Below are 23,368 nucleotides of genomic sequence, written 5' to 3' on the forward strand. Positions count from 1 at the left end.
TTGATAAAATCTTTTCTTTCATTTTACTAGCCAAAAGGCTGATTTTATCAAATTTTGGAGATGAAATGATTTTTTCGGCGGCCTCCTTTTAAGTTGGTTTGTGTTCTTTCTATTATATACAGCATTATGGACTTGAATAGTAGCCTGTTTTCTGAATTATTTGAGTTGACTGGCTGGGAAATGTCTTTGATATTTATTCGCTCTTTATTTGGTTTTATTCGCTAGTACGGAAGACTTATTTGCTCTTTGCCAGGTATTATTCGCTAGTTTGCCTCATTTATTTGCTCTCTCGCGATTTGTGCCCTTTAAAAAAACTTATTTGTGCTATACGCTGGTACCTGATTTTAATCATATGACACGAGCAGTTTATGCTGTGATGCCGTATGTAAATCACGGTATATTCGATTGATGTTCGTATTTTCCATAATGGCATCCATTCCAAGATATCGGAATAACATCTGTGCTCCATGTACAGCGTGTTGAGCAGCTACCTTACTTTGCTTGCTAATGGCTTGCAATTCTTCCTCAGAACATTCTTTTCCAGAGACATGGGTCATCCAAGATTGTTCCACTGCTTGATGAAACGCACGAACAGTAGCATTAAAAGGGGGCTCCATTTCTTCTATTTTGTTCGTTACAAACGTATAACGTGCAGAACCCCACGCTTTTTTCTTCATCAACGCAAACGCTCTCGCCTCATCAAAAAAGTGTCGTGCAATACCGATAGTCGTTGCAGCAATATTTGCCTCAGCAAAAGGGACGAACGGATAGTGAAATACCGGATCATCATAATAAAAATGTGGGTGATAGGCATCAAATACCCTTTCCTCAGAAATAAATGCGTCCTTCACATGAATTGTGTAGCTGTTCGTTGCCTTCAGTCCAAATGCATGCCAATCTTGTTCAATTTTCACTTGTTCTGGTGTGAACGCAAAGGCTTGTACCGTTCCGTTTTTATCATCATCTGTTTCAAGAATACAATTGGCAGTAAAAATCGTAGCATGCATCGATCCACTACAAAACGGCCAGCTGCCAGTGACAACATAGCCACCATCTACTTTTTGGGCAATACCGTTTGGACGATCACTGCCTGCGATATACACATCTTGTTTGGTAAATACTTCTGCTGCCAGCTTTTCCTTCATCGTCGTCACAAAAAATCCAGCACCTGATCCGATTTGCACAAGCCAACCAAAGCTTCCGTCGATCCAAGCCGCATCCTCAAAGAGCTGTATCGCTTCCGGAAATGATGTCATTCTCCCGTTCAGTTCATCAGGAATAAACAATTTAAACAAACGCTTTTCATAAATAATTTCAAGAACTTCCGGAGTCAGCTGTCCAAGCTTTTCCATTTGGACAACTTGGCTTCGAATAAGCTGAATAGTTTTGTCATCAAACACATCTATCTACCTCTTTTACTCGATTTTCTTTATTTTAATACGAATAGAAGAAGATTGAAATAACGGTAAGAGACTATTCGATTTGTGAATGGAGTGGCAACTTCTAGGGTAGATGATATTGGGATGAAACATAATTTCTGAGATTGCTGATATGTTTATGAAATGTTTTGGATATCGAGCTCATGCTTGCGATAATAAATCGATGGTCTAAGTCTTCTTTGTATCGTACTTCGTTCTTGGCGTTTATTCGCTCTTTGATAGGATTTATTGGCTGGCTCGGACGATTTATTTGCTAGTTTGGAAGGTTTATTCACTCTTTGACGGATTTTATTCGCTACTTTGGAAGGGTTATTCGCTTCTTAGCAATTTACATCTTATCAATTTAGTAAAAAGGAGATATTCTCCCTCCCTTAATTCGCAAATAGATTTTTATGGAATCATTCTTTTCCTCTGTGAGCTAAATACAAGCGCCTTTCGGAAAAGATTAAAGACTTGATTTGTAACTTATTTGAGAAAACATCTTCTCAAAAAAATATAGAACGCATACAAAAAGCCCTCAACCTTCTGATACGGTTAAGGACTTGAATAGTATACTAATGGTGGAATTATTTCAGTGGCTAGCGCCTAAGCTACTCCCTCTTCTATTTGTTTCAATGGCTAGCATCTAAGCTAACACTTTTCGAATTGACTGGCATCCAGGCTTATCATCTCTCTCGGAATGATTTCGTTGCCAGGCACTCAATGGCACCTATCCTTACCTGTGACTTACCAAATTGCTTCTACCCATTCGGGGTGGTCAATGAATGGGTTGCGGTTTCCTTGAATTTGATATATTTTTTCGTTTCGTTGTCTTTCCCATTCGCTTACGGGATCTTGTTCGCTCCACTGTAATAAGATAGAAATTTTTCCGTGGTAGGGGTTTGATCCATTGTTAACTTTATCATTCAGCTCTAAGTCAACTTTGTCACCATTTTCATAGCGTGTTGCCATGTAAAATAGCATTCTAGCTATATCGCCTTTTACTTCATCTGGCGGCTCAAAAGAATCGGAATCTCGTTTACACTCGGAACAGTTTTTTACTGAACCTCCGCCATTATCAAAATCTAAGTTACCTCTTGCACCATTTACCTGTACGTCACTTGGTCGCAAGTGATGAATATCTGTACCAGGACCATTGCTTGTTCCAAAGTCGCCATGTGATTTTGCCCAAGTATGCTCTCGATTCCAATCCCCAACATCGCCACCAGCTTTATTCTTTGGACGAGATTCTCCCGTATAAAGTAGGATGACATTATTCGGATTATTGGGATCTTCATCTGTTATTTTTAAGGCATCCCATACTTCACTATACGAAAGCATACGGCTATTATCTATGATATCGTGTAATGCAGCTTTTAACGCTTGCCCTTCTTTCCCCAGAGCATCGCTATAGTATTCGTCTGTTGCATTTTCAGAAATAACGGTTACGTTCAAACTAGAGATGATAGATTTTTTCTTTCCATCTGTAGCTGTGACTTTCACATTATGAATACCTACAGGTAAATCCAAAGTTAGTTTTGAACCTTTAATGGTTCCTAATGTGGAACTAAATGTTAGTTTATCTCCATCAGGATCATGGAAATAGTCCGTCAAAAGAATTTTTAAATTTTCACCTATTGTCACATTTTGGTCCTTAAACTCTTTTATTGCTACCGGTACACTGTTTTCCGAAGGCTTTGAAGGTGACTCGATTTTCTTACCCTTCGAATCTCTAAATTGAATGGTTTCAGGGGTTGCGCCGTTTCGATACTTGATATTTTTAAGGTTTTCAGCGCCCCTGATCTCCTTGACATTTGGTCCATCAATGATGATTTTTTTCAGTGCAAGCCCTGTGAAGTTGATGATCGAACCAGCTTCTTTAGGTTTGATCGTAATTGCTGCACCTTTAAATCCCTTGCCTGAGAATCCTGCTCCTTTAAGCTCAGCATATTTAGAACTTGTAATCGTGATCCCCTTTGTAATCTTGCCACTTTCAAAATTCACAGAAATACTTGGCGAAGAAAGTGTCAGCCTTTTCGTATTTATGTTTGTGAAGTTATACGTTTTTTCAGCAACGATCGGTTCAGCATCACTTCCATCAGATTTACCTGATAAATCGAGTTGTACCATTACTGGATCATGGTCACTCGCACGACCAGCCATATCCGTGAAATCCGAATTGATATGAAGAATATCGATTTTTGCTAAATTAGCTAAATCATTAGATACTAAAATATGATCCAACACCTGCGAATTTCCTTGGAAAAGATACGTATAGCGATCCGCTTCCTCTACTTTATGGATCATATTTGTCATATGTTTGCCTTCGAGGATTTTTAATGAATCTGTGAATTGGAAATCGTTATAATCACCCACTGAGACAATATTGGCATCTGGATTGTCAGCCTTAATCTCTTCTACAAAGTCTTTCACGACATTTGCGATCTTGTGACGTTGTTCTTCGCTTTCCAATTTAGGGGGCTGTGTTGAGCCGAATAATGGTGTATCACCTGATTTAGAGTTCCAGTGATTTGCAATGACAACAACACTTTCACCATGAAAATCAAATTGTGCAGCCAGTGGTTTTCGACTATTAGCGAATGCAGTATTGATTGGATCGATACGACCTGGATTAAGTGTCAGCTTTCCATTGTCATAAGCTACAGCTGTTGTAGCATCACCACTTGGAATGTCTTTTGTTAATTGTACACGGTCTGGGTTATATAAGAATCCTACTCGGATATTGGCATTTGGTGCACCACCATCTGCATTATTGACGGGGTCAATATTAACGTAGTTATAATTTACGCCACCAGCTTTTTTAATTTCATCTATTAAGCGTTGATAACTTTGATCTGCCGCAGTGCCGCCTGCAGTAGAGCCATTATTATCTTGAACCTCTGTAACACCAATAATGTCGGGATTTTTCATATCTGAAGCAAATGCACGAGCCAGTTTTCGTGCTTTATCATCAGAGGTTTCTTCCTTATTATTGGAGAAGTTTTCTAGATTATAAGAGGCAACGGTTAGTTTGTCATCTTGTTTTACAATGGTCGTCGTTTCTGGTACTGAATCACCTGCAACATGCTTTGACTTCATCTCATCATAATCAGCATAGATCTTATAATTTTGGAAGCCATAATTGACGACCCCAGTAATGGGACCCGTAAATTTATCCCCAGTTGCAACCTTAAAATCTCTCGCTTGCGTATTATCATAGAGCTTAAACTGAATTCTATCAGCATTTGCATGATCTGCTGTAAGTAAAACTCCACCATGAATGGTATCCGTTTGTCTGTCTTCTAGAACTGTCATCAGATCCCCATGTTCTTGAGGTGCCACAGCTTTTACATTTCCTACTTGGACTCTCATCCCTTCAAGAGATTCCCAGAAATCAATAGCATCTTCCTGTGGATCGAATTTAGTGAATCCATCGTTATCAATTACTTCAGATGGTAGATTATTGCGATCGATGACTATCGGTGCTGGAAGTGTTACATTGTTCTTCACAACGCTCACTTTGCCACCTTGGTCATTACGAGCATTCAATTCTGTGACGGATAAATCTGTATCCTTTTTTGTATCCGTATAACCATCAATTTGATATTCATCTACTTTTCCATCGACACTTACAAGATCTCCGATTTTAACGTTCACTGCAGTATTACCCGTATATACAACAATTCCTTCTGACGTATTTGGATTGTTGTCCTTTTGATCATCAGGTGTTTGCATATGGAAATAGTTACTGTTTCCGATTTTATAGACATATGTGACAATCCCTTCAATCTCCGAAACAATCTCGCCTCGTTTTGGCGATTGATGTGACACTCCTTGAATATCGTGGATTTGGATTCCCTGTTCGGGATCAAAAACAGTATATTCATACGAAGTAACCGGACTATCCTTTAAACCATCTTTTACGGCAAACGCCTTTAATGTCAAATTCTCTTGGATGGCAATAGGTTTACTGTATACATTGCTAGATTTGGTTGGTTCAGTTCCATCTGTTGTATAGTAAATGGTCGAGCCTTCAGTCGTAGTCGTTAGAGCTACTTCAGTGCCTTTTGCGACAGCTCCCGCTTGAATGGATGGCACTACAGACTGAACTACAGTCGCATCTTCTATGATATCGGCTGGGGAACGTGGGATGATTTGATAGACATCATCGAATTGCTGCACAATTCCTGTCAGCGATTCATAGGTTTTTCCAACGGATAAGTTTAGTGTCTTTGTTTCATCACGTACCACAAATTGCGTGGTACCATCTGTCACCGTATAGTTAGCCCAAGTACCGCCATCTTCCACAGATAGGATCTCTATATTTTTCGCTGTTACTAGGCGAGATTCATTTTCTTCGGACACTTCTGCACCTGAAACGACTTTAGGTGTTGGTGTAGCTACATTTGGTTTCTTTTCAACAACGGTTGCCCCGTCTAATTGCATGAGTCCTCTGTAATCAGCTAATTTACCTGTTAATGTGACTTCATCTCCAATCGCTGCATCTAAAGTAGCTGGGCGTACAGCTATTCCACCCGTATCATCCTGAACGGAAATTGTATTTTTTAATTTTGCTGCTACTATTGCCTTGATCGTAACAGTTTCACCTATTGGCAGAGCTCTTGCTTGTTCAATCGATTTGATGTCATCTGGATTCCCTGGCTCTACAGGAGAATCATCCATTGTATGTTCACCGAGGTTAGACGAATCATCTTTCGGCAATGTATTCCACTCTATAGTTGGATCAAACGAATCATCAATAATGGAATCACCCGATATAATATTGGGTTTTCGGACTAATGTTAAATCCGCCGTATTATTGACTCTCTTACCAACTTGTCCAATAGAATCAATAACATTATTCCCCTTTTTCAAAACGATGGGATCATCCCCGTTAAAGTTAATGACGGCAGAATTAGCGAGGTCTCCCTTACTCTTTATCGATTCATCCGCATTATTATGATAAATGACAAAGGTTTCTCCAGCATTTAAATTTCCAGTAAGGTTTAATGCTGCAGTTGCTGAAGTAGCACCATTTGAATAGAGCTCTAAAGTATATTGACTTAAATCAATGGCAGATCCAGTCCCATTATATAGTTCGACTGCTTTATTGTAACTGCTCCCCTCAATATACTCAGAAATGATCAAATCTGAAGCATGTCCTGCTGCAGCAGATGTTGGAAGGGTCGGCGTTACAATACTTGCTATTAAGAGTGTTGACAAAAACGCGTTTAAAGGCTTTTTCCAGTTTCTTTTCTTCATTGAACCAGTTCCTTTCTTTATCAGAATTTGTCAAAAAATTAAAGTGTCGCTTCTTCTACTTCCATACCATCAAAAGAAATTTCACTGCCTTTAACACCAGAAATGTCTAAATGGCCTTTCACCTTAATGTTGGAAAAAGTAATACGATCAGCTATGCCAGTTAATACTAAGTCTCCATTAATAACAGCGTTTTCCAGTTCCGTCATTCCAGTGATGTCGACTTTGATATTCCCTTTAAAAATCTTTGGCTTTTCAGAAGTACCGTCAAACTCTTCAGGAGAAACCGATTTTATGTTTTCTTTTATGCCATTTGCAAATATAATTTTCACTGTTACAGATTTTCCATCTTTCATTACAGTTGCATTTATTATTGAACCGGCCGTTGCAGAATTTATGGTTGCCAATTTAGAACGGTTGTTAGTGAATTGTGCATGACCAGATACCGTTGTGAATGTAACTTTATTGGCATCTATTAATGGCACTGATTGCACACCATATTGATCAGTTGTTTTGAAATCTGCTGCTTTTAATAAATCAGCTAAACCATATGCTTTTGTGACTTTATCGGCGATCTTCACTTTAGAAGTGCGTTCTTTGGTTCCGCTTTTAAATACTTTTATTTTCACAGTTTTGGCAGGAGCCATCGAGTAAGTGATAGGAACAGAAATTTGTTCACCTGTTTCAGTAATCGTAACAATACGGCTCACTGTCTTTTTCGTTAGATCTTTTCCGTTCTTATCTTTAAAGAAAGTAGCATTTAAAGTAGGCGGAGCTGTTACAGTATATTCGCCTGTTGCTTTGTCTAAAGTCGCTTTTCTGATTTTTGTTGAAGCTGTAACTACAGGTTCGTCTGAAGTATATTTAGAATCTTTTGCTGCTGAAGCAAGTGTATAATCACCTAAAACATAAACCGGCGGAACCGCGTGTACAGTGTAGGTAACTAGGAAGCCATCTCTGTATGATTTTATAACACCGTTTCTATCTTTTATGGGGCCGTTTGCTAAAGTAGCATTCAAGTAATATTTTCCTTTGAATAATGCAAGTCCTACGTTAAGAACACCATTTTTATAATATTTTCCTTCATAAAGACCGGTTGTTACTTTTTTAACGCCTTTTACGTAGTAGGCACCTTTGTAAGTACCTGTTGTTACTTTTTGAATACCTTTATAGTAGTAAGCATCTTTATAAGTACCTGTGGCTTTTACGCCGTATCTGTAGTACTTTTTGTTGTAAAGGCCGGTGAATTTTTTACCGCCTTTATAAAGCTTTCCTTCGTAAAATTTGTAACCTTCCACTTCTTTGTTAGTTTTTGCGTTTACAAGCATACCTTTGCTAGTCACTTTGTAAGTAGTTTTCGCCAAAGTATCTACACCCGAAACAACTACTGCAATCGTTAATACTGAAGCACCAAGAACATGTACTGTTGCAGATTTAACAAATTTGAAATTTGTCACAAATAAAAACCCTCCTTAATCATTTTTTATGGATGTTTAACTGATTGAAATTAAAATCAGCCAATCATGCACATCCTAATTATTCACTATTAAAAATAATATTTCCATTCTATTACCTACATAAAACGTAATATTTACAAATGTAATATTTTTCAAAAAAACTCTATTTTATATATATTCACCGACAATAATAATAAAACCGATTATTAGCATCTTTTTTATGTAGGCCTGCTTGAAAGTAATCCATGGTAAGAGGTAAGCAAATAGATATGATGTATTGGTGGAACAATACGATTAATGGTGATGGCTGCTAGTATTTTGGTGGAGATATAATTTCTGGAGATTACTGATATGTTTGTCTATAGAAGCTTTTATAAATTATTTGCGATAGCGGTCGAGGTGGCTATTCTCGCGTTGTTGGGGACAGCTTGGTTAAGTTATTTGCTCTCTATTGGGAGTCATTCACTGATTCAGCTGGGGTTATTTGCTAGTTTAGAAGATTTACTCGCTCTTTGCCGAGTTTTATTCGCTGATGTGGATGATTTATTCGCTCTCTATTGAAACTAATTCGCTGATTCGGCTGAGGGTTAAGGAATACGAGATTGTGATTTAATCAATTGATCAAATCTTTCATAAACGTAATTCTATTTGTAATAATTACAATAAATATAAGAAAGTCCCCTATATTATTGTAAACCAACCTTTTAGAATTGTGCAGTTTCTATAATCAAGAGTATATTTTATCTGAATATTTCTATAAATTCCAAATAAATCATTAACCAATCTATTATTAGGATCAAATTGATATTTTCAGTGTGGGAAAAATGAGTTAGATTTCTATTCGAGTATACTCGCTTTCAAAAAATATCCATTCTTGAATAACATTATGATTTTAATCACGGAACATTTGTATAAAAATGCTGACTTCTTAAACAACATACATTTAGTATTGCTAGTAATGTGCGCATTAAAGCTATGTCTAGAATTCAAAGCATATGAATTTTCCAAACTAATTAGCTTTTTGATCCTCGTTTTAATTACCATAAAGGTCGGTCTTATATTACTGGCTTAAAAAACATCTGCTAGAGTTGTTTAATAGGATTATTAGAGTATAAATTGTATTTTAAAAATGGCTTGCTATAATAAAATATAGATATTAACAAGGAGACTTACAAATGAAAACTTCAATTTTTTTAAGTTATCCAAAGCCATTTACAAAACGACAAGAACAATTTGTAAATTTGTTGTCTAAGTATTTGAATGAGCACGGTTTTGAACCTAGAACATTAGGCGTTACGGACTATGATATGGACGCTCCATTAAAGGCAATTCGTCGACTTATGCTCGAATCAAATGGATTGCTAGCAATTGCTTTCAGAAGAAGTTACGTTAAAACAGGAACTAGTAAACCTAAAAGTGATATTAATGAAAAAGAAATAGATCTATCTAACACCTGGTTGACAAGCCCATATTGCCATATTGAACCAGCAATGGCATTTCAACTAGGCCTACCTGTATTAATACTAAGAGAAAATGGGGTATTATCAGATGGTATACTGGAAAAAGGAGTATTAGGAACTTATATGCCAGAATTTAGTTTAGAAAAATCTTTTGATGAGTATTTTCAATCCAATGAATTTTTACACTTAATTGGAAAATGGGAAGGATATGTTAGAAGGGTAGTAGAAAAAAAAGGGAATCCACAACAATTATTCTAGTACATATATTTGATTGAAATAATTAATCCATTATGAGTTAACTACTTTTTTATGTTTGAAAACAGAAATAATACAATTTTTATTGTGGACATGAGTATCTATATTGTTAGAATACAAAGAGAAGAAATAGTTGATGTGCATTTTATGCTACCCATTGATTTTTACAGGGTACAAGAGCGTATCAGATTGAATGATAAATACAAAAAATACGCTTATGATTCCACTTTAGAACCAGTGAGTTACATGTAAATTATTTGGATTGTTTAATACTAAGCACCTGTCTGTTTTAAGGATTAAGTGCCTGTCACCAAAACAATTAAGTCTTTTTAATATCTGATGCCCCATTTTAGGACTTAAATTTTCTCAAACGTGGATCAACTTCGGATTATCGTGGATTGAATGGCTTTGAACATGGATTGAAACCAATTTCTCGTGGATTGGGCAGTATTTCCCGTGGATTGAACTGTATTTCCCGTGGATAGACCCGTTTTTCTAATTATTTGAGTGCCTGGCACCAAAATTTTCAAGTAAATAGAGGCTGCGAATCATTTCGTAGCCTCTTTTCGTTTTAGGTTATAGTAGTGATTACATTCACAGAATTATTGGATGTATTTCAGATTATCGTGGATCGCCAATTGGCGTCTTCCTCCAAATCGAGCAGGAGACCAATCATTACTTGACCAGCCAACCTCTCACATCACCAGACGTATACGATCCTATATACCGCATAAAGTGAAGAAATGTCTTTACTCCCCACTTTATGAGCTTTTTTTGTTATCGCTCGATCGATGATTTTACTACAAAAAGTCGCCAGTTTCCCTTTCAGGTGTTAGCGAACTTCATATGGCAGGAGCAGATTGTGCAGCGACGTTAAATGTAATAACGCCTAGCATCTGAACTTATCTCCTAAAACAAAATAAGTCCTAATGTATCCCTACATTAGAACTTTCATGAATACAATATTTCTTGAGTGAGAATTCTATTCTATCTAAAAAGCCCTTAATCTCTGAAGTAGCTAAGGACTCTGAAGGCTATTATTTGAATTGATTCGGCATCTGGATCCTGACTTATTCTTTGGGTAAGTCAAGTTCTTGATATGCTAACTGATACTTTCCCCCATCGGCAACTTCTGAATGATACAAAGCCTTAAGCGCATAGTTTTTCTCAAGATCAAGGTTTACCATCAACTCTTTTAAGTGCTTTTGCAATTCTTTATTTTCTTTAACCAACCGGTTCATTTGAGATTTCACGTATTTCATAAGATATGTTCAAACTCCTTTCAGGTAATCCTCCCACAAGTATAGCACTAATCCTGGCATTTCGATTACAACACAATTTTTGTTTTTTTAATAACCACGATACGCATGGCACCCAATCTAGAGAACTTGGAAGACTTAAATTGCTGAGAGGGCGAATACAATTTGAAATGGAGCGAATAAATGTGCTCAGAGAGCAAATAAATCATCGAAATTAGCGAATAAAAATGCTCTTTCTTATGTTTCTTAGGCGTATTATTAATGCAAACTTTAAATGAGAAAAGTCTTTAACCTGCGAAGAGATTAAGGACTTGAATTGTACTCTATTTTCTGAATTGTTTCGGTGCCTGGTACTTAATATGATAAAGGAATTCATCCGATAAAATACATTCTTACTGAATATTAGCTAAATGTTATAATTTTTCTATAAGAGATTAAGTTCATAAAGAAAGGATTGAAATGATGGATGAACACTGGCAACATAGGATTGAGAAATTAGAAGAAGAAGTAAAATCGTTAAAAGCAGAGATTTCAAAAATGAAGCAGGTTCAGAGTAATAAACAAATGGAAAAAGTGATTGAAGAACAATCACAAAAAACTAGTAAAAGTATATTGGATACTAGAAAAAAACCGGTCGTAAAGCCTCAAGTAAAGGAGTCAGAATATCAAAAGGCTCCGAAAAAAACATTTGAGGAACAACTGATAGGAATATTACCGAAAGTGTTTATGCTAATACTCGTGCTGGGCGTATTATGGGGATTGAAACTTATGAGCGATTATGGGATGTTGGGGAATCAGATGAAAGTTTTACTAGCATACTGTACCTCTATTGCGATCGGCGCTTTAGCATTATTTCTTGAGAAAAAAGGGAAGAGTTCAAGGACTATTCACTTAGCTTTATATAGTGGCTCTTTTACGATAGGGATATTAGCAACAGCTGCTGCAGTACTTATATATGATGTCATGACAACTACTGTTGCTCTTTGGATTGCCTTAGTATATATAGGTTATGGGATTGCACTATGTATAAGAAAAGGGAATGAAGGACTCACCATTTTTGTTATGTTTACGTCGTTACTATTACCTTATTTACTAGAATATATGTCATTTAATGCGTTAGTTATTGTTGGCTTTATCGTGTTACTTTATGTAGCGATTCAATATGCGATTATTAAACATCGTCAGTATATCGCATTGTATGTAACTACTCTTTTTGTAGGCTTATCCATATTCATCTTGTATGAAATGAGCGAGGTAACTTCTGAAACATATGCTTATGGGGCATTTGTAGCAATTATAACGTTCTTTGTTAGTTGGATTTTCATGAAGAAGGAAGAAAAAAGACTTACTTTACACTGTAATTTACTGTATAGTTACGGCATTGCTGGTATAACAGCTTTGCAGGTATTTGAGCAGTTGACTGTAGATAAGATGATTCTCTTTTTCTTTATGACCGTATTTTTGGTGGGTACTGTGTTATGGGAGAAAAAACGCGGTATTCATTATGCAGTCGATATTTTTGCAGCACTTGTCATCATTAGTGTTATAAATATGATTCTTGCTTCGAAAATGGATGATGATTGGAGACTAATACTTCTATTTATATCAGGTACAATCGGCTTTATTTTAGCAATTCGTTTAGAAGCAAAAACGATGAAAATAACAAATATTGCTTTACTTTTTTTAACAGCGCTCTTTGTTTTTTTACTACAAAATGTATACCAACCGATGAAGATTTTAACTCATATTATAGCAATTCTTTCGATGGTCATTTGTATTTTTTATAATGAAAGAACAACAAAACAAGTTAAAATTTCCTTACAAAAAATAATTTGGCCAGATATTGTGCGTATTGTAACCTATGTATTTATACTTATTTTTGTTATTAAGCTAGAAAACGAGTATACGTTAGAAACATTGGGAGAATATTATTTGACCTATACGTTTATTGCACTAAGTAGTATAGTTGCGCTGGTTGCACCACTGAAAATCGTTCGTTCAACCTTACCAATGGTACTTTTTGGCTTGCTCATCATTTGTACATTACTTGTTTGGTTATCGACTAATATCTCTCAACCATTACTTGTTCAGATGGCAACACGCTTCATTTATTTAGCTATATGGATGGCATTGTTACTTGATGTGTATTACAAAGGGGCTATTTATCAGCGATATAAAAAATGGTTAGCGTTATATTATGAAAAGTTATTAATCGGTGGTTGGCTTATCATACTTTTAAATTTATGGAGCTTTGCTCACTTTTTATACTCTACATCAGAAATTGAACGCTACATGCTTATTATTATCACGACTGGACTATTGTTTGCATTATCTGTAATCTTTATTTTTCAAGGAAGAAAGAATGGCTGGCAGTTAATGCTAAAGTCTGGTTTTACACTTCTCATGTTAGCCATTGGTAAATTGATTTTGGCCGACTTGTCAAATCTCGACTTGTCCATTCGTGCGATTGTCTTTATTACGATTGGGGCTCTTGGACTTGTATTGTCGAACAGATTACTGAAAAAGTTGTAAATAAATTCAATTGTTTCGGTGCTTGTCACTCGATCGACCCCGTTCCCGATTGCTCAAAATCATTGTGTATGGCAAGGTTACTTGTTAAATGTAGTAATACCTGCCGCGGATAATTGGAGGATCTTTCGGCTGCAAATTATTAATGAAAGAAAAGACGCTGGGACAGAACTGAATTAGAGTCTCCCAAAGCCGAATCATTAAATTCTATAGCATGGTAATAAAAAGATAATCCGAACAAGTAGAGAATTCTTATTAGAATTTCTATTCATTGTTCGGATTTTTCATTAGCCAAAATATTTTTGTCCCAGCCTCTTTGTTTGTATTCTATTTTCTGAATTGTTTCGATGCCTAGCACTTTAAGGAACGTTGGATAAATAAAAACAATTCCTTTTTAGATTCTTCATCAGTAAGATTTTGGTCATTTGCAATATAAAAACGCTCTGCGGAGTTTTCTACTAAATTGATTAGTAACTTGGCATACGACACGACATTTATGTTAGCGATTATTTCTTTATGACTGATCGCCTTATGAATAATTTGCTCGAACCATTCATAATAAGGTTGATATATTTTTTCCCATGTTTCCATCGAATATTCAAAGGCCAATCCTGAGTAGCAAAGAATCAGTACATCCTTATATTCATCAGTAATTTTATAAGTTTCGTCAATGTAAATTTTAAGTGCGTGCCAAAAATCCTTACTTTCTGACATAGACTCTTTTATTTTATATAATGTCATTTTTAATAGCCGCTCAGCAATAGCAGGTATCAATGCGTTTTTAGAAGAAAAATATAGATAAAATGTCCCTTGAGCAACCTGAGCTTTTCTGACAATATCCGAAACAACCGTTTTTTGAAAACCTTTTTCTGAAATGATTTCAATTGCTGATTCTATTATTCTTTCATACTTATCTTCATTATTCATTTCATATCCTCCATCAAGTTATCTTAACTTATCGTACTAAATCGACATGAAAGAATCAATTTCATCATGCAGGATCTAATGAAAAAACGAACAATTTTATCCTACAAAATTCGGATAAAAATATCAGGCATGTTGACGTAACAAGTTTTGAACAAATTCTCTGAACGGACGACATCACATGAAGGAAATATACAAGTATAATCGAGTCAGTCACCTTCTCCCGCTCCATAGAAAAAAAGCCTTTGAAGGAAACTACTTTTCAGTATCTTTCAAAGGCTTATATGATGATTTCATGTAGAAAATCGTTCATAGTGATCTTACAACGATTGTTCCTCGTATCATTGTTTCCTAGATTATCGCTTGCAATCAGCTAGCGTAGTTGACTTAAAACTTTTTTAAAGGTGGCGATTACCTGGTCTACTTCACTATAAGAAATGGTTAAAGGTGGTTCGATGCGGATCGTTTTGGAATTGACAAGTGTACCCGCGACTAAAACTCCTTCATCAAACATTCCTTTGGAAAATTCATACCCTACTTCATCTGAATGGAACTCGATTCCAATCATTAGGCCTTGTCCACGAATTTCCATAACTTTATCTTCATACCCTACAGTTGATTCTCTTAACCCACTCAATAGATATTTTCCTACTTCTGCCGCACGTGTAGGCAAATCTTCTTCGATTAAAACTTTAATCGTTGCTAATGCGGCTGCACATGCAAGTGGATTTCCTCCGAATGTGGTTGTATGCATAAAAGGATTATCAAATAGACTTTTGAATGTTTTTTCATTCGCAATGATGGCACCTGCTGGGACAATTCCACCACCAAAAGCCTTGGCCAAACATAAAATATCAGGCTCTACATTGTATAGTTCAGCCGCAAACATTTTACCCGTACGTCCCATTCCTGTTTGTACTTCATCAAGGATCAGCAATGCACCATATTCATCGCAAAGTGCCCTTACTTCTTTTAAATAATTTTGTGGTGGTAAAATAATACCTCCCTCACCTTGGATGGGTTCTAAAATAACAGCCGCTACATCCTCACCGACAAATTGACAAACCTCAAATGTTTTACGCATTATTTCAATATCACCAAATGGTACATGACGAAATCCCGGAATCAGTGGCAAAAATGGTTTTCTAAAAACTCCTTTGGCCGTTCCAGATAACGACCCTAAACTTTTACCATGAAAAGCACGCGTTGTGGAAATAAAAGTGGTGCGATCACTGTACATTTTGGCAATTTTCAGTGCAGCTTCCACACTCTCGGTCCCACTATTCGTAAAGAACGAATATTTTAAATCTCCCGGTGTGATTTCAGCTAGCACTTTTCCTAGCATAGCTCGAAGTGGATCTAATAAGTCCTGACTATGAAGAGCCTGATGTTGCAATTGATCTTGAACAGCTTTTAAAACTTTGGGATTGCGATGTCCAACATTGTAAATGCCGAAACCACCTAGACAGTCAATATATTCTTTTCCATTCACATCTTTGAAACAAGAGCCTTCATCAGACCATTCTACAGCGGCAAACTGATTATCTAATGTGACGGTTTTGCGATATTCTAAAAAACCTGGATTGATATTTTCACGAAATCCTTCAACAGTTTCCTCAGTGATCCATTTTGCCTCTTCAACTGTCAAATTCTCTTTTTCAATTAACCCTAAAACTTTTCCAATATATTCTGTCACATTTGTACTTTTTAATGTTTCTTGTTGAACTTCTATACTCATTATAATTCCTCCTTTTGTTTTTGATAGTGACTGAATGTCAGTCATTTATATTTTAAAAAAATAATTGAACCCTATATTTAATTTATTTCTCAATGTACTCCCCTATACTGTTCTGCAAGCTCCCCTTTTGTTTGTTCTGCAACATTTCCGATAATTTGGGGATCTTCCATTTTTCCGAAGTCATAAGAAGAAATATCTTTCGTAAAAAATTTAGTTAAAAATAACAGATAGACGAAACCAATGCCTGTCCAGGCAATGCCCACAAGAAAAGATTCAGTCGATAAATTGATCCAAAGAAGCCCTGTCAACCCGGCACCCAACATAGGCATTATAATATAATCCAAAATATCCTTCTTTGTTTTATATCGTTTATGTTTAAAAACAAAATGAGCGATGACAGATAAATTGACAAAAGTAAAAGCAATAAGAGCCCCAAAATTAATGAGAGAAGAAATCAATTCAAGAGTTGGGGCAATGGCAAGTAGGGAGATGATCCCAACAATAATGACATTCCGTGCAGGTGTCTTAAACTTAGGATGCACGTAGCCAAATATTTTGCGTGGAAGCATCCCGTTCCTCCCCATTACGTACAGTAAACGAGAAACACTCGAATGAGATGCAAGCCCTGAAGCTACTGTAGCAGCAAAAGCACCCGAAAGAAAAACGATTTGGAATAACTGTCCACCAACTTTAAATGCGATTTCTGGAAGTGTATCATCTATCACTTTAAAGTTTGAAACGCTTGGGAATAATGCCTGAGTAAAATAACTTGCAATAAAAAATATCGCTCCGCCGATCATCACAGTATACATAATGGCTTTAGGCATTATTTTTTGGTCGACAGCTTCTTCTGTATACATGGTAATAGCATCAAACCCTATGAATGAAAAACATACGACTGTGGCTCCAGCAAGAATACTGCCGATTTCTATATTGGTATGGAAAAGTGGCTCAAATGTCAATATAGTCCCTTGCCCCATTCCTTGTGATAGTCTTACAAAGGATAACACAAGAAATGCTACGATTAAAACAAACTCAAAGACTACCAGTATTGAATTAATGTTAGAAGTTTTATTCATGCTCCACACATTAATGGCGGTAACAATGGCAACATAACCGACTACCCAAATCCAAGATGAAACATTTGGAAAAGCTGATTCCATATAAATCCGAATAATAAGAGCATTCACTAATGGTAATAAGAGATAATCTAATAGCGCTGCCCATCCAACAAGAAAACCTAAATACGGGTGAATCGTTTCTTTTGCATATGTATATGCCGAACCCGCACTTGGAAATACTTGAACCATTTTCCCATAACTCACAGCTGTAAAAAACATCACGCCCAATGCCAGTAAATAGGCTAATGGAACAAGTCCATTTGTTTCTTCGGACACTATTCCGAAAGTGTCAAATACAATCGTAGGGGTCATATAACCTAATCCAAGCCCAACAATGGCCCATAATCCTAATGATCGTTTTAAAGCAGCTTTTTCCATCTATCAAGTCTCCTTTTCAAATGATTTTGGACATAAAGTGAAACTTTAATCAGTTTGGGTTTTCTTCATCCCTCACTAAATTGAAAAAAATAAAATCACATTCCTCTCATGATCTAATAGGTAACAATCTTCTGTACTTGTTGCTACGCTTGTCATACAAAAAAACTTGCAAAACCAAAAGTTATTACTCTTTTTCAAAGATTAAATATGTTTTTTACTTGTCTAAATGCTCGCAAATTTATAGACGGAAACCTTTCTCAAATAATAAGTACGTTTTTACACCTCCTGACATGGTCTTCATTCCATGGTCGTATTGTCTTACAAACATATTGTTGATGATCTAATTCCATCCACAAAGGCATCCGCTATTTTATAAGATCTAAGAAAACGTACCAAAGTGACGAACCATAACACCTATCAATAAAATGAATGACTGTCATTCATTTTATTGATAGAAAATTCTGAATGATTGAATTATAGATCTTATAATAGATTTTGTAAATATGACATGTTATATTTCCTGACATACTTTTTTGCATAGTCTATTTTCTACGACAGTTCTGCTGAATTAAATTTTAAATTTCCCCCTGTGAATTTCACTACATATTCAGTGTTGGCACACATCAAGCGTGTTGATGAGGTAGAAATAAGAAGTATATATTGGATGGAACTTTTTCTTCCATGGATAGGGGGCATAGGGATACAAGTTGAGCGTTGGGATTTTTTCGGCTGCACCTTTTACTTGGTGAATGGTGAACTTCTGCTTGGACAGTGTTTTGGCTATGATTATTCCTGTCTTCGATAAAGCGCCTAATTCTTTGGTTTCCACTACGGATAATCCGAGGTTTCCTAATGCGAGGTTATCCACTTTGCACATGACTTCCGTTGAATAACATTCCGCTGAAACGAATCCAATTAATATAAACGGATTGAAAAAGCTTTCAACCTAGGCAGAGGCTTTATTTGTAGCTTGTTTTCAGAATTGTCTGATTGCCGAACGTTAAGACTTATGAATGAAGATTAAGTACCTGTCACCTAAACAGTTAAGTTTTTTATATCCTACGCTAAATTTTAGGACTTAAATTTTCTCAAACGTGGATCAACTTCAGATTATCGTGGATTGAGTGATCTTGAACATGGATTGAAACCAATTTCGCGTGGATTGGGCAGTATTTCCCGTGGATTGAACTGTATTCCCCGTGGATAGACCATTTTTTCTCGTGGATTGAACTGTATTTTCCGTGGATAGACCATTTTTTCTCATGGATTGAACTGCATTTTCCGTGGATAGACCATTTTTTCTCATGGATTGAACTGCATTCCCCGTGGATAGACCCGTTTTTCTCATGGATTGACAAAGGATATCGATCACCCCAACATAAGGAACGTGCAAAAAAGGATGTCATCACGATGGAGACATCCTTTTTTCATATGTGCTTAATTAGTTAGAGTTTCAACTGTAGGAAGTCACCAAATCTAGGTTGGCAATCGGCACTTGATCTTGCTAGTTGGCAAAGCCTATTGAGATTTAATTTAAAATCCGTATTAAATCGTAATTTTTGTATCTTTTGTTTCGCTTTGACTGCTGATCTGTGTAGATTAACTCCTTTTCGACGAGAGATTTTAATGCTGTACGAGCGGTATTTTGAGAAATACCAAGTATATCTGAAACCTTTGCTGCAGTCGTATTTGGATCTGTAAATGTGTACATCCAAACTTTTTTTTCAGAATCTTTATCGCATTTATTCATTCCAACTATTGCTAAATTTTCAGCTAAATCTAATTTTCGATTTAGTTTTTCAGCCATTCTTTCGCAAGCATTTAAAAAAAAGTGAAGCCAATTTCCCCAATTTGGTTGACTACCACGTATACCATTTAGTAAATCATAATATCTCATACGCTCTCTTTCTAATTCCTCACTGACAAAGAAAATCGGTTTAGAAATCACTTTAGCTTGAATTAGATAAAGCACTATAATAATACGTCCTAATCTCCCATTCCCATCTAAAAACGGATGAATGGATTCAAATTGAGCATGGATAATAGCTGCCTTCAGTAAAGGGTTACTTTCTTCATCTATAATTTCTTGATCAGCATTTAAATGACGTAAAGGTAACTTTTTCCCATATGGGTGACCGTTTATAAAGGTCTCCCAATTTTCCATATAGCTTGATATTTCATGTACTGGAATAGGTATATAGGATGCATCTTCAATTTTTTTAGTGGGTCCGATAAAATTTTGGATTTTACGAAATTCACCACTTGCCTGACTGGTTCCTCTTCCACCATCCATTAATGTATTATGCAAATTTTTAATAAGTCTTGTAGAAATCGGATATCCGTTTTGAATATATTCAAAACCCTCTAGTAATGCTTTTTGATAATTCATAACCTCAATGATTTCCCATCTCGGATTTCGATCATCTTGTTCTTCTACCATATCCCAAAATGTTACTTGTGTACCTTCGATTCTCGTCGATTGTACGGATTCGCTTAAAGAAAGGATTCGAATTAAACTCTCCCCAACCATAGAATGCTTGAATTTTTCGTCTAAACGTCCGATTTTGCTACTTACTTCAGATAGCTTTCTATATATTTTCAAAGCATCTTTTGCTTCTAAACCTATTGGAAGTGGCAGCAAGCCCTGAATTGCCATAATGGTCACCCCTTTTTTTTATTATAACCATATTAACTAAATTATTTACATTTTTTTCGTTAACTCATATATTTTTTATACTAAGAGAATTTATTTATCTTTTTATGTATTAACATTGATAAAAATAAGAAACAACACTTCGAACATATATAAATTTTATTATATTTATCTCCCTGCTTACCCATGTATATTAAATCTCCATCGGGCTGGGTCAAGAAGTCTTTTCCTACTTGGAGAAGGTCTTTTTGGGTACCTAAACACTATTCACTATATTATAAGGCACAACCCCTGCGTTCACACCCGCTAATTGATGTTGGGGTGCATAGGGATACAGGTCGAGTGTCGGGATTTTTTGGGCTGTGGCTTTTACCTTGTTGACTCCTACTTTAGCAGTGGCTTTGACTGTGGTCATTCCTGTCTTCGTTACAGCGCCTAATCCTTTGGTGTGTTTTTTGCAAGCAAAAAGTGCAGAAAATTGCAGAGAAATTTACATAGGCTTGCAGCTTTTCTTTTACATTAAATCCCAGTATCCGTTTTTACGGAGGATAAGGCATTTTTCAACCGGTAACTTTCCCCTGTGAACGCTATGACATGCGCGTGGTGAACTAGTCTGTCCACAAGGGCGGAAGTTAGACGGTTATCCCCAAAAACCCGATTCCACTGACCAAACTCCAAATTGGAGGTTACAATCACACTTTTATGCTCGTAACAGTCTGCAATAATGTGAAACAATAATTCCGATCCTTGCTTTTGAAAAGGAACGTATCCCAATTCATCCAGTATAAGCAAATCGCACTTCTCAATCTGTCGTTTTAATCTCTGCAAGGTGCCTTCTTTCATCGCTTCTTCTAATTGTCCCACCAAATCAGCCACCCTAAAGAAACGGACCTCAAATCCCAGTTCACATGCCTTCACACCTAAAGCCGTTCCTAGATGAGTTTTCCCAGTGCCTGGCGTTCCTAAAAGTAGAAGATTCTGTTTTTTCTTTATAAAACGGAGGTCACAGATTTCCTCTTTCGAGGTTGTTGCTGGTAAGTGCAGCTGGTCGGACCATTCATAATCCCTAAGCCATTTAAGCTCTCTAAATTTAGCCTTTTTTATCAGTCTAGCGATTTTGGTGGTTTGTCTGGAATTGACTTCAATCGATAGAATATCACGTAAAAACTGTTCTTTGCTTTCAAAAGGTATCTCCTCAAATTTCTCGATAATATGGGCAAGGTGGAGTGTTTTACAAATGGCCTTTAAATCGTTCATCAGGAAACACCTCCTTCCAAGGAAGGACAAAGTTTTTTATCATAAGTGTGCAAATCTGTTTCGTAGTTAAGCAAAATCTCAGGTGTGTGTACTTCGGTTAATTTTTCTGGATAAGCAGCCTCCTTAGCTTCTAGGATATACCCCAGTTCATGTGGAGCTCTTTCAAGCCGTTCTTCTGTTTCCAGAGAGGAGTGAATATCATCTAGTGTATGCTTCTCTAATAGTTTCTTTATACCTTTAACCCTTGCTCGGGTTTCTTCCGGGTGTATCGTCAGATACGCTTGAACCCTCTCAGGCAAATATTTAAAGAATCGTGAATACTTGACAGACCGAGGCTTCTTCTCCCAATCTATTAAAATATCATTCCATGGTATCGCTCTTGTTGTATTCATATAAGGGCGGTCTTCCTGGTAAACAATTTCTCCGCCATTCGTAAAACAGGTGAATCGATCCCATTCCATTTTGAGGACCAATCCTTGTTTCATTTTCGCTTTGTGGATAACAATTTTTTCACCGTCAACTTCAATTTCCCCATATTTATTAACCTTTGTGGATTTTACAGAATAAATCGGAAGATCCGTTAAAGGCAAGGCTTTCAAATGTTTTTTATCCTCTTTCCACAACTCATCAATCAACACATTTTTTTCATAGTGGAGGCGTTGCCGATCCTTTTCCATTCCCTCCTTCAACCAGTCCGCTAATTGTGGAAAACTCTTCATTATCGGTGCTGTTGTAAATAGATTATTCCTTGTATAACCAACCTTCTTTTCCACATTTCCTTTCTCATGCCCGCTTGACGGATTACATGGCTGCACTTCAAAACCATAATGGCACTTGAATCTCAAAAATGCGTCAGTGTAGGTCCGTTTGTCCCCTTTGCCAATTGAAATTACTGCCGCAGACAAGTTATCAATACGTAGATAGGTTGGGACCCCTCCAGCCTGGTGAAACAACTCCTTTAGCCCTTCAAGGAAACACTCCGTATTTTCGCTTGGAAGAGGGTAGCTAAATCCAGCATTACTATGTGGAAAACTCAAGATTAGGGCTTTGACATCTTTATACGCTCCGTCTTTTACCACAGTCATGTTTCCGAAGTCCACTTGTGCTTCACCCGGAGGGTGTTCTAAACGCTCATGTCTTTCAACCTTGGCTGCTTTGAGTTGGGGCTTTCGGTGTTGGATATATTCGCATACGGTCCGATACGAACCTTTAAAATCATGGTTGTTTCTAAGTTCTTCATGGATCTTCTTGCTAGTTCTTCGGTCTTTTCTCTTGAGTTTCATGTCCTCCTCAAGCCAACAGTCAACAATTTCTCCGAACCCCTCCTCATACATCATTCCTCTTTTAGTGAACTTGAGTGTTTCTTGAAAACTTTCTCCATCTGCGTATTTTTTAACAGTCCTCCAATTACAACCAGTTTTTCTTGCAATCTCGTTTATAGATAAATCTTCTTCTTCTCTTAAATGTTTGATATAATTTACTTCAGGCATCGCTAGCATCCTTTCATGTCCTCCTACTGTTGTGGTCTCTCAATCAATACAGTAGGGAATTATTATGGGGCTGGCAAGCCTTTTTTTATGCAGTTGAGTTCTGCACAAATTTCTCGCAAACCTCTGTACTTTTATTTTGCAATAAACACCTTTGGTGCCCACTACGGATA

At 36.6% G+C, this 23,368-nt stretch carries 15 protein-coding genes; 3 read left to right on the forward strand and 12 right to left on the reverse strand.

The window, feature by feature from the left end; all coding sequences use genetic code 11:
• Nucleotides 1-344: 344 nt before the first annotated feature.
• From FEU33_RS12635 to FEU33_RS12645, 3 genes are all read right to left on the reverse strand, one after another.
• Nucleotides 345-1,400 carry an acyl-CoA dehydrogenase family protein gene (locus FEU33_RS12635; RefSeq protein ID WP_146549714.1) on the reverse strand — a complete coding sequence of 352 codons (1,056 nt, stop codon included), beginning with the start codon at nt 1,398-1,400 and terminating at the stop codon, nt 345-347.
• A gap of 765 nt (nt 1,401-2,165) precedes the next feature.
• Nucleotides 2,166-6,680 (reverse strand): endonuclease, encoded by a 4,515-nt coding sequence (locus tag FEU33_RS12640; RefSeq protein WP_146549715.1) that lies wholly within the window; start codon nt 6,678-6,680, stop codon nt 2,166-2,168.
• A gap of 38 nt (nt 6,681-6,718) precedes the next feature.
• Nucleotides 6,719-8,134, reverse strand: coding sequence for a hypothetical protein (locus FEU33_RS12645; protein ID WP_146549716.1), 1,416 nt, complete (start codon nt 8,132-8,134; stop codon nt 6,719-6,721).
• 351 nt (nt 8,135-8,485) lie between these two features.
• On the opposite strand from FEU33_RS12645, the gene FEU33_RS12650 reads away from it, so the two are divergent.
• Nucleotides 8,486-8,695, forward strand: coding sequence for a hypothetical protein (locus tag FEU33_RS12650; RefSeq protein ID WP_146549717.1), 210 nt, complete (start codon nt 8,486-8,488; stop codon nt 8,693-8,695).
• A 614-nt stretch (nt 8,696-9,309) separates the two neighbouring features.
• Entirely contained in the window at nt 9,310-9,852 is a 543-nt protein-coding gene (locus FEU33_RS12655; RefSeq protein ID WP_146549718.1) for a hypothetical protein, read from the forward strand.
• 1,067 nt (nt 9,853-10,919) lie between these two features.
• Here the strand turns inward: FEU33_RS12655 and FEU33_RS12660 are convergent.
• Nucleotides 10,920-11,111, reverse strand: coding sequence for a hypothetical protein (locus FEU33_RS12660; protein WP_146549719.1), 192 nt, complete (start codon nt 11,109-11,111; stop codon nt 10,920-10,922).
• 459 nt (nt 11,112-11,570) lie between these two features.
• On the opposite strand from FEU33_RS12660, the gene FEU33_RS12665 reads away from it, so the two are divergent.
• A complete protein-coding gene (locus FEU33_RS12665; RefSeq protein WP_186731399.1) occupies nt 11,571-13,640 on the forward strand; it encodes a DUF2339 domain-containing protein in 2,070 nt (689 codons plus the stop codon).
• A 348-nt stretch (nt 13,641-13,988) separates the two neighbouring features.
• Here FEU33_RS12665 and FEU33_RS12670 read toward each other — a convergent pair whose 3' ends face one another.
• The 8 genes from FEU33_RS12670 to istA form a co-directional block, all read right to left on the reverse strand.
• Nucleotides 13,989-14,564, reverse strand: a complete 576-nt coding sequence (locus FEU33_RS12670; protein WP_146549721.1) for a TetR/AcrR family transcriptional regulator — start codon at nt 14,562-14,564, stop codon at nt 13,989-13,991.
• A gap of 370 nt (nt 14,565-14,934) precedes the next feature.
• Entirely contained in the window at nt 14,935-16,299 is a 1,365-nt protein-coding gene (locus FEU33_RS12675) for a putrescine aminotransferase (protein ID WP_146549722.1), read from the reverse strand.
• A gap of 89 nt (nt 16,300-16,388) precedes the next feature.
• Complete coding sequence (locus FEU33_RS12680; RefSeq protein ID WP_146549723.1) at nt 16,389-17,798, reverse strand: APC family permease; 1,410 nt, start codon at nt 17,796-17,798, stop codon at nt 16,389-16,391.
• A gap of 1,105 nt (nt 17,799-18,903) precedes the next feature.
• Nucleotides 18,904-19,104 carry a hypothetical protein gene (locus FEU33_RS12685; RefSeq protein ID WP_186731400.1) on the reverse strand — a complete coding sequence of 67 codons (201 nt, stop codon included), beginning with the start codon at nt 19,102-19,104 and terminating at the stop codon, nt 18,904-18,906.
• 222 nt (nt 19,105-19,326) lie between these two features.
• Nucleotides 19,327-20,454: a Fic family protein gene (locus FEU33_RS12690; RefSeq protein WP_146549725.1), complete on the reverse strand. Its 1,128-nt coding sequence runs from the start codon at nt 20,452-20,454 to the stop codon at nt 19,327-19,329.
• A 253-nt stretch (nt 20,455-20,707) separates the two neighbouring features.
• Nucleotides 20,708-20,866, reverse strand: a complete 159-nt coding sequence (locus FEU33_RS18850; protein WP_186731401.1) for a hypothetical protein — start codon at nt 20,864-20,866, stop codon at nt 20,708-20,710.
• A gap of 104 nt (nt 20,867-20,970) precedes the next feature.
• Nucleotides 20,971-21,708 (reverse strand): IS21-like element helper ATPase IstB, encoded by a 738-nt coding sequence (gene istB / locus FEU33_RS12695; RefSeq protein WP_425328582.1) that lies wholly within the window; start codon nt 21,706-21,708, stop codon nt 20,971-20,973.
• Complete coding sequence (istA, locus tag FEU33_RS12700) at nt 21,708-23,207, reverse strand: IS21 family transposase (protein WP_146548774.1); 1,500 nt, start codon at nt 23,205-23,207, stop codon at nt 21,708-21,710. Before istA ends, istB begins: the two co-directional genes overlap by 1 nt.
• Nucleotides 23,208-23,368: the final 161 nt, after the last annotated feature.

Origin of the sequence: Rummeliibacillus suwonensis, assembly GCF_007896435.1 — a bacterium.
GTDB lineage: Bacteria > Bacillota > Bacilli > Bacillales_A > Planococcaceae > Rummeliibacillus > Rummeliibacillus suwonensis.

What these genes read in the sequence shown, in the direction of transcription:
- FEU33_RS12640 (WP_146549715.1), bottom strand. Translation starts at nt 6,680, where the DNA reads ATGAAGAAAAGAAACTGGAAAAAGCCTTTAAACGCGTTTTTGTCAACA.
- FEU33_RS12650 (WP_146549717.1), top strand. Translation starts at nt 8,486, where the DNA reads ATGTTTGTCTATAGAAGCTTTTATAAATTATTTGCGATAGCGGTCGAG.
- FEU33_RS12655 (WP_146549718.1), top strand. Translation starts at nt 9,310, where the DNA reads ATGAAAACTTCAATTTTTTTAAGTTATCCAAAGCCATTTACAAAACGA.
- FEU33_RS12660 (WP_146549719.1), bottom strand. Translation starts at nt 11,111, where the DNA reads ATGAAATACGTGAAATCTCAAATGAACCGGTTGGTTAAAGAAAATAAA.
- FEU33_RS12665 (WP_186731399.1), top strand. Translation starts at nt 11,571, where the DNA reads ATGGATGAACACTGGCAACATAGGATTGAGAAATTAGAAGAAGAAGTA.
- FEU33_RS12670 (WP_146549721.1), bottom strand. Translation starts at nt 14,564, where the DNA reads ATGAATAATGAAGATAAGTATGAAAGAATAATAGAATCAGCAATTGAA.
- FEU33_RS12675 (WP_146549722.1), bottom strand. Translation starts at nt 16,299, where the DNA reads ATGAGTATAGAAGTTCAACAAGAAACATTAAAAAGTACAAATGTGACA.
- FEU33_RS12680 (WP_146549723.1), bottom strand. Translation starts at nt 17,798, where the DNA reads ATGGAAAAAGCTGCTTTAAAACGATCATTAGGATTATGGGCCATTGTT.
- FEU33_RS12685 (WP_186731400.1), bottom strand. Translation starts at nt 19,104, where the DNA reads ATGAGAAAAAATGGTCTATCCACGGAAAATGCAGTTCAATCCATGAGA.
- FEU33_RS12690 (WP_146549725.1), bottom strand. Translation starts at nt 20,454, where the DNA reads ATGGCAATTCAGGGCTTGCTGCCACTTCCAATAGGTTTAGAAGCAAAA.
- FEU33_RS18850 (WP_186731401.1), bottom strand. Translation starts at nt 20,866, where the DNA reads ATGACCACAGTCAAAGCCACTGCTAAAGTAGGAGTCAACAAGGTAAAA.
- istB (WP_425328582.1), bottom strand. Translation starts at nt 21,708, where the DNA reads ATGAACGATTTAAAGGCCATTTGTAAAACACTCCACCTTGCCCATATT.
- istA (WP_146548774.1), bottom strand. Translation starts at nt 23,207, where the DNA reads ATGCTAGCGATGCCTGAAGTAAATTATATCAAACATTTAAGAGAAGAA.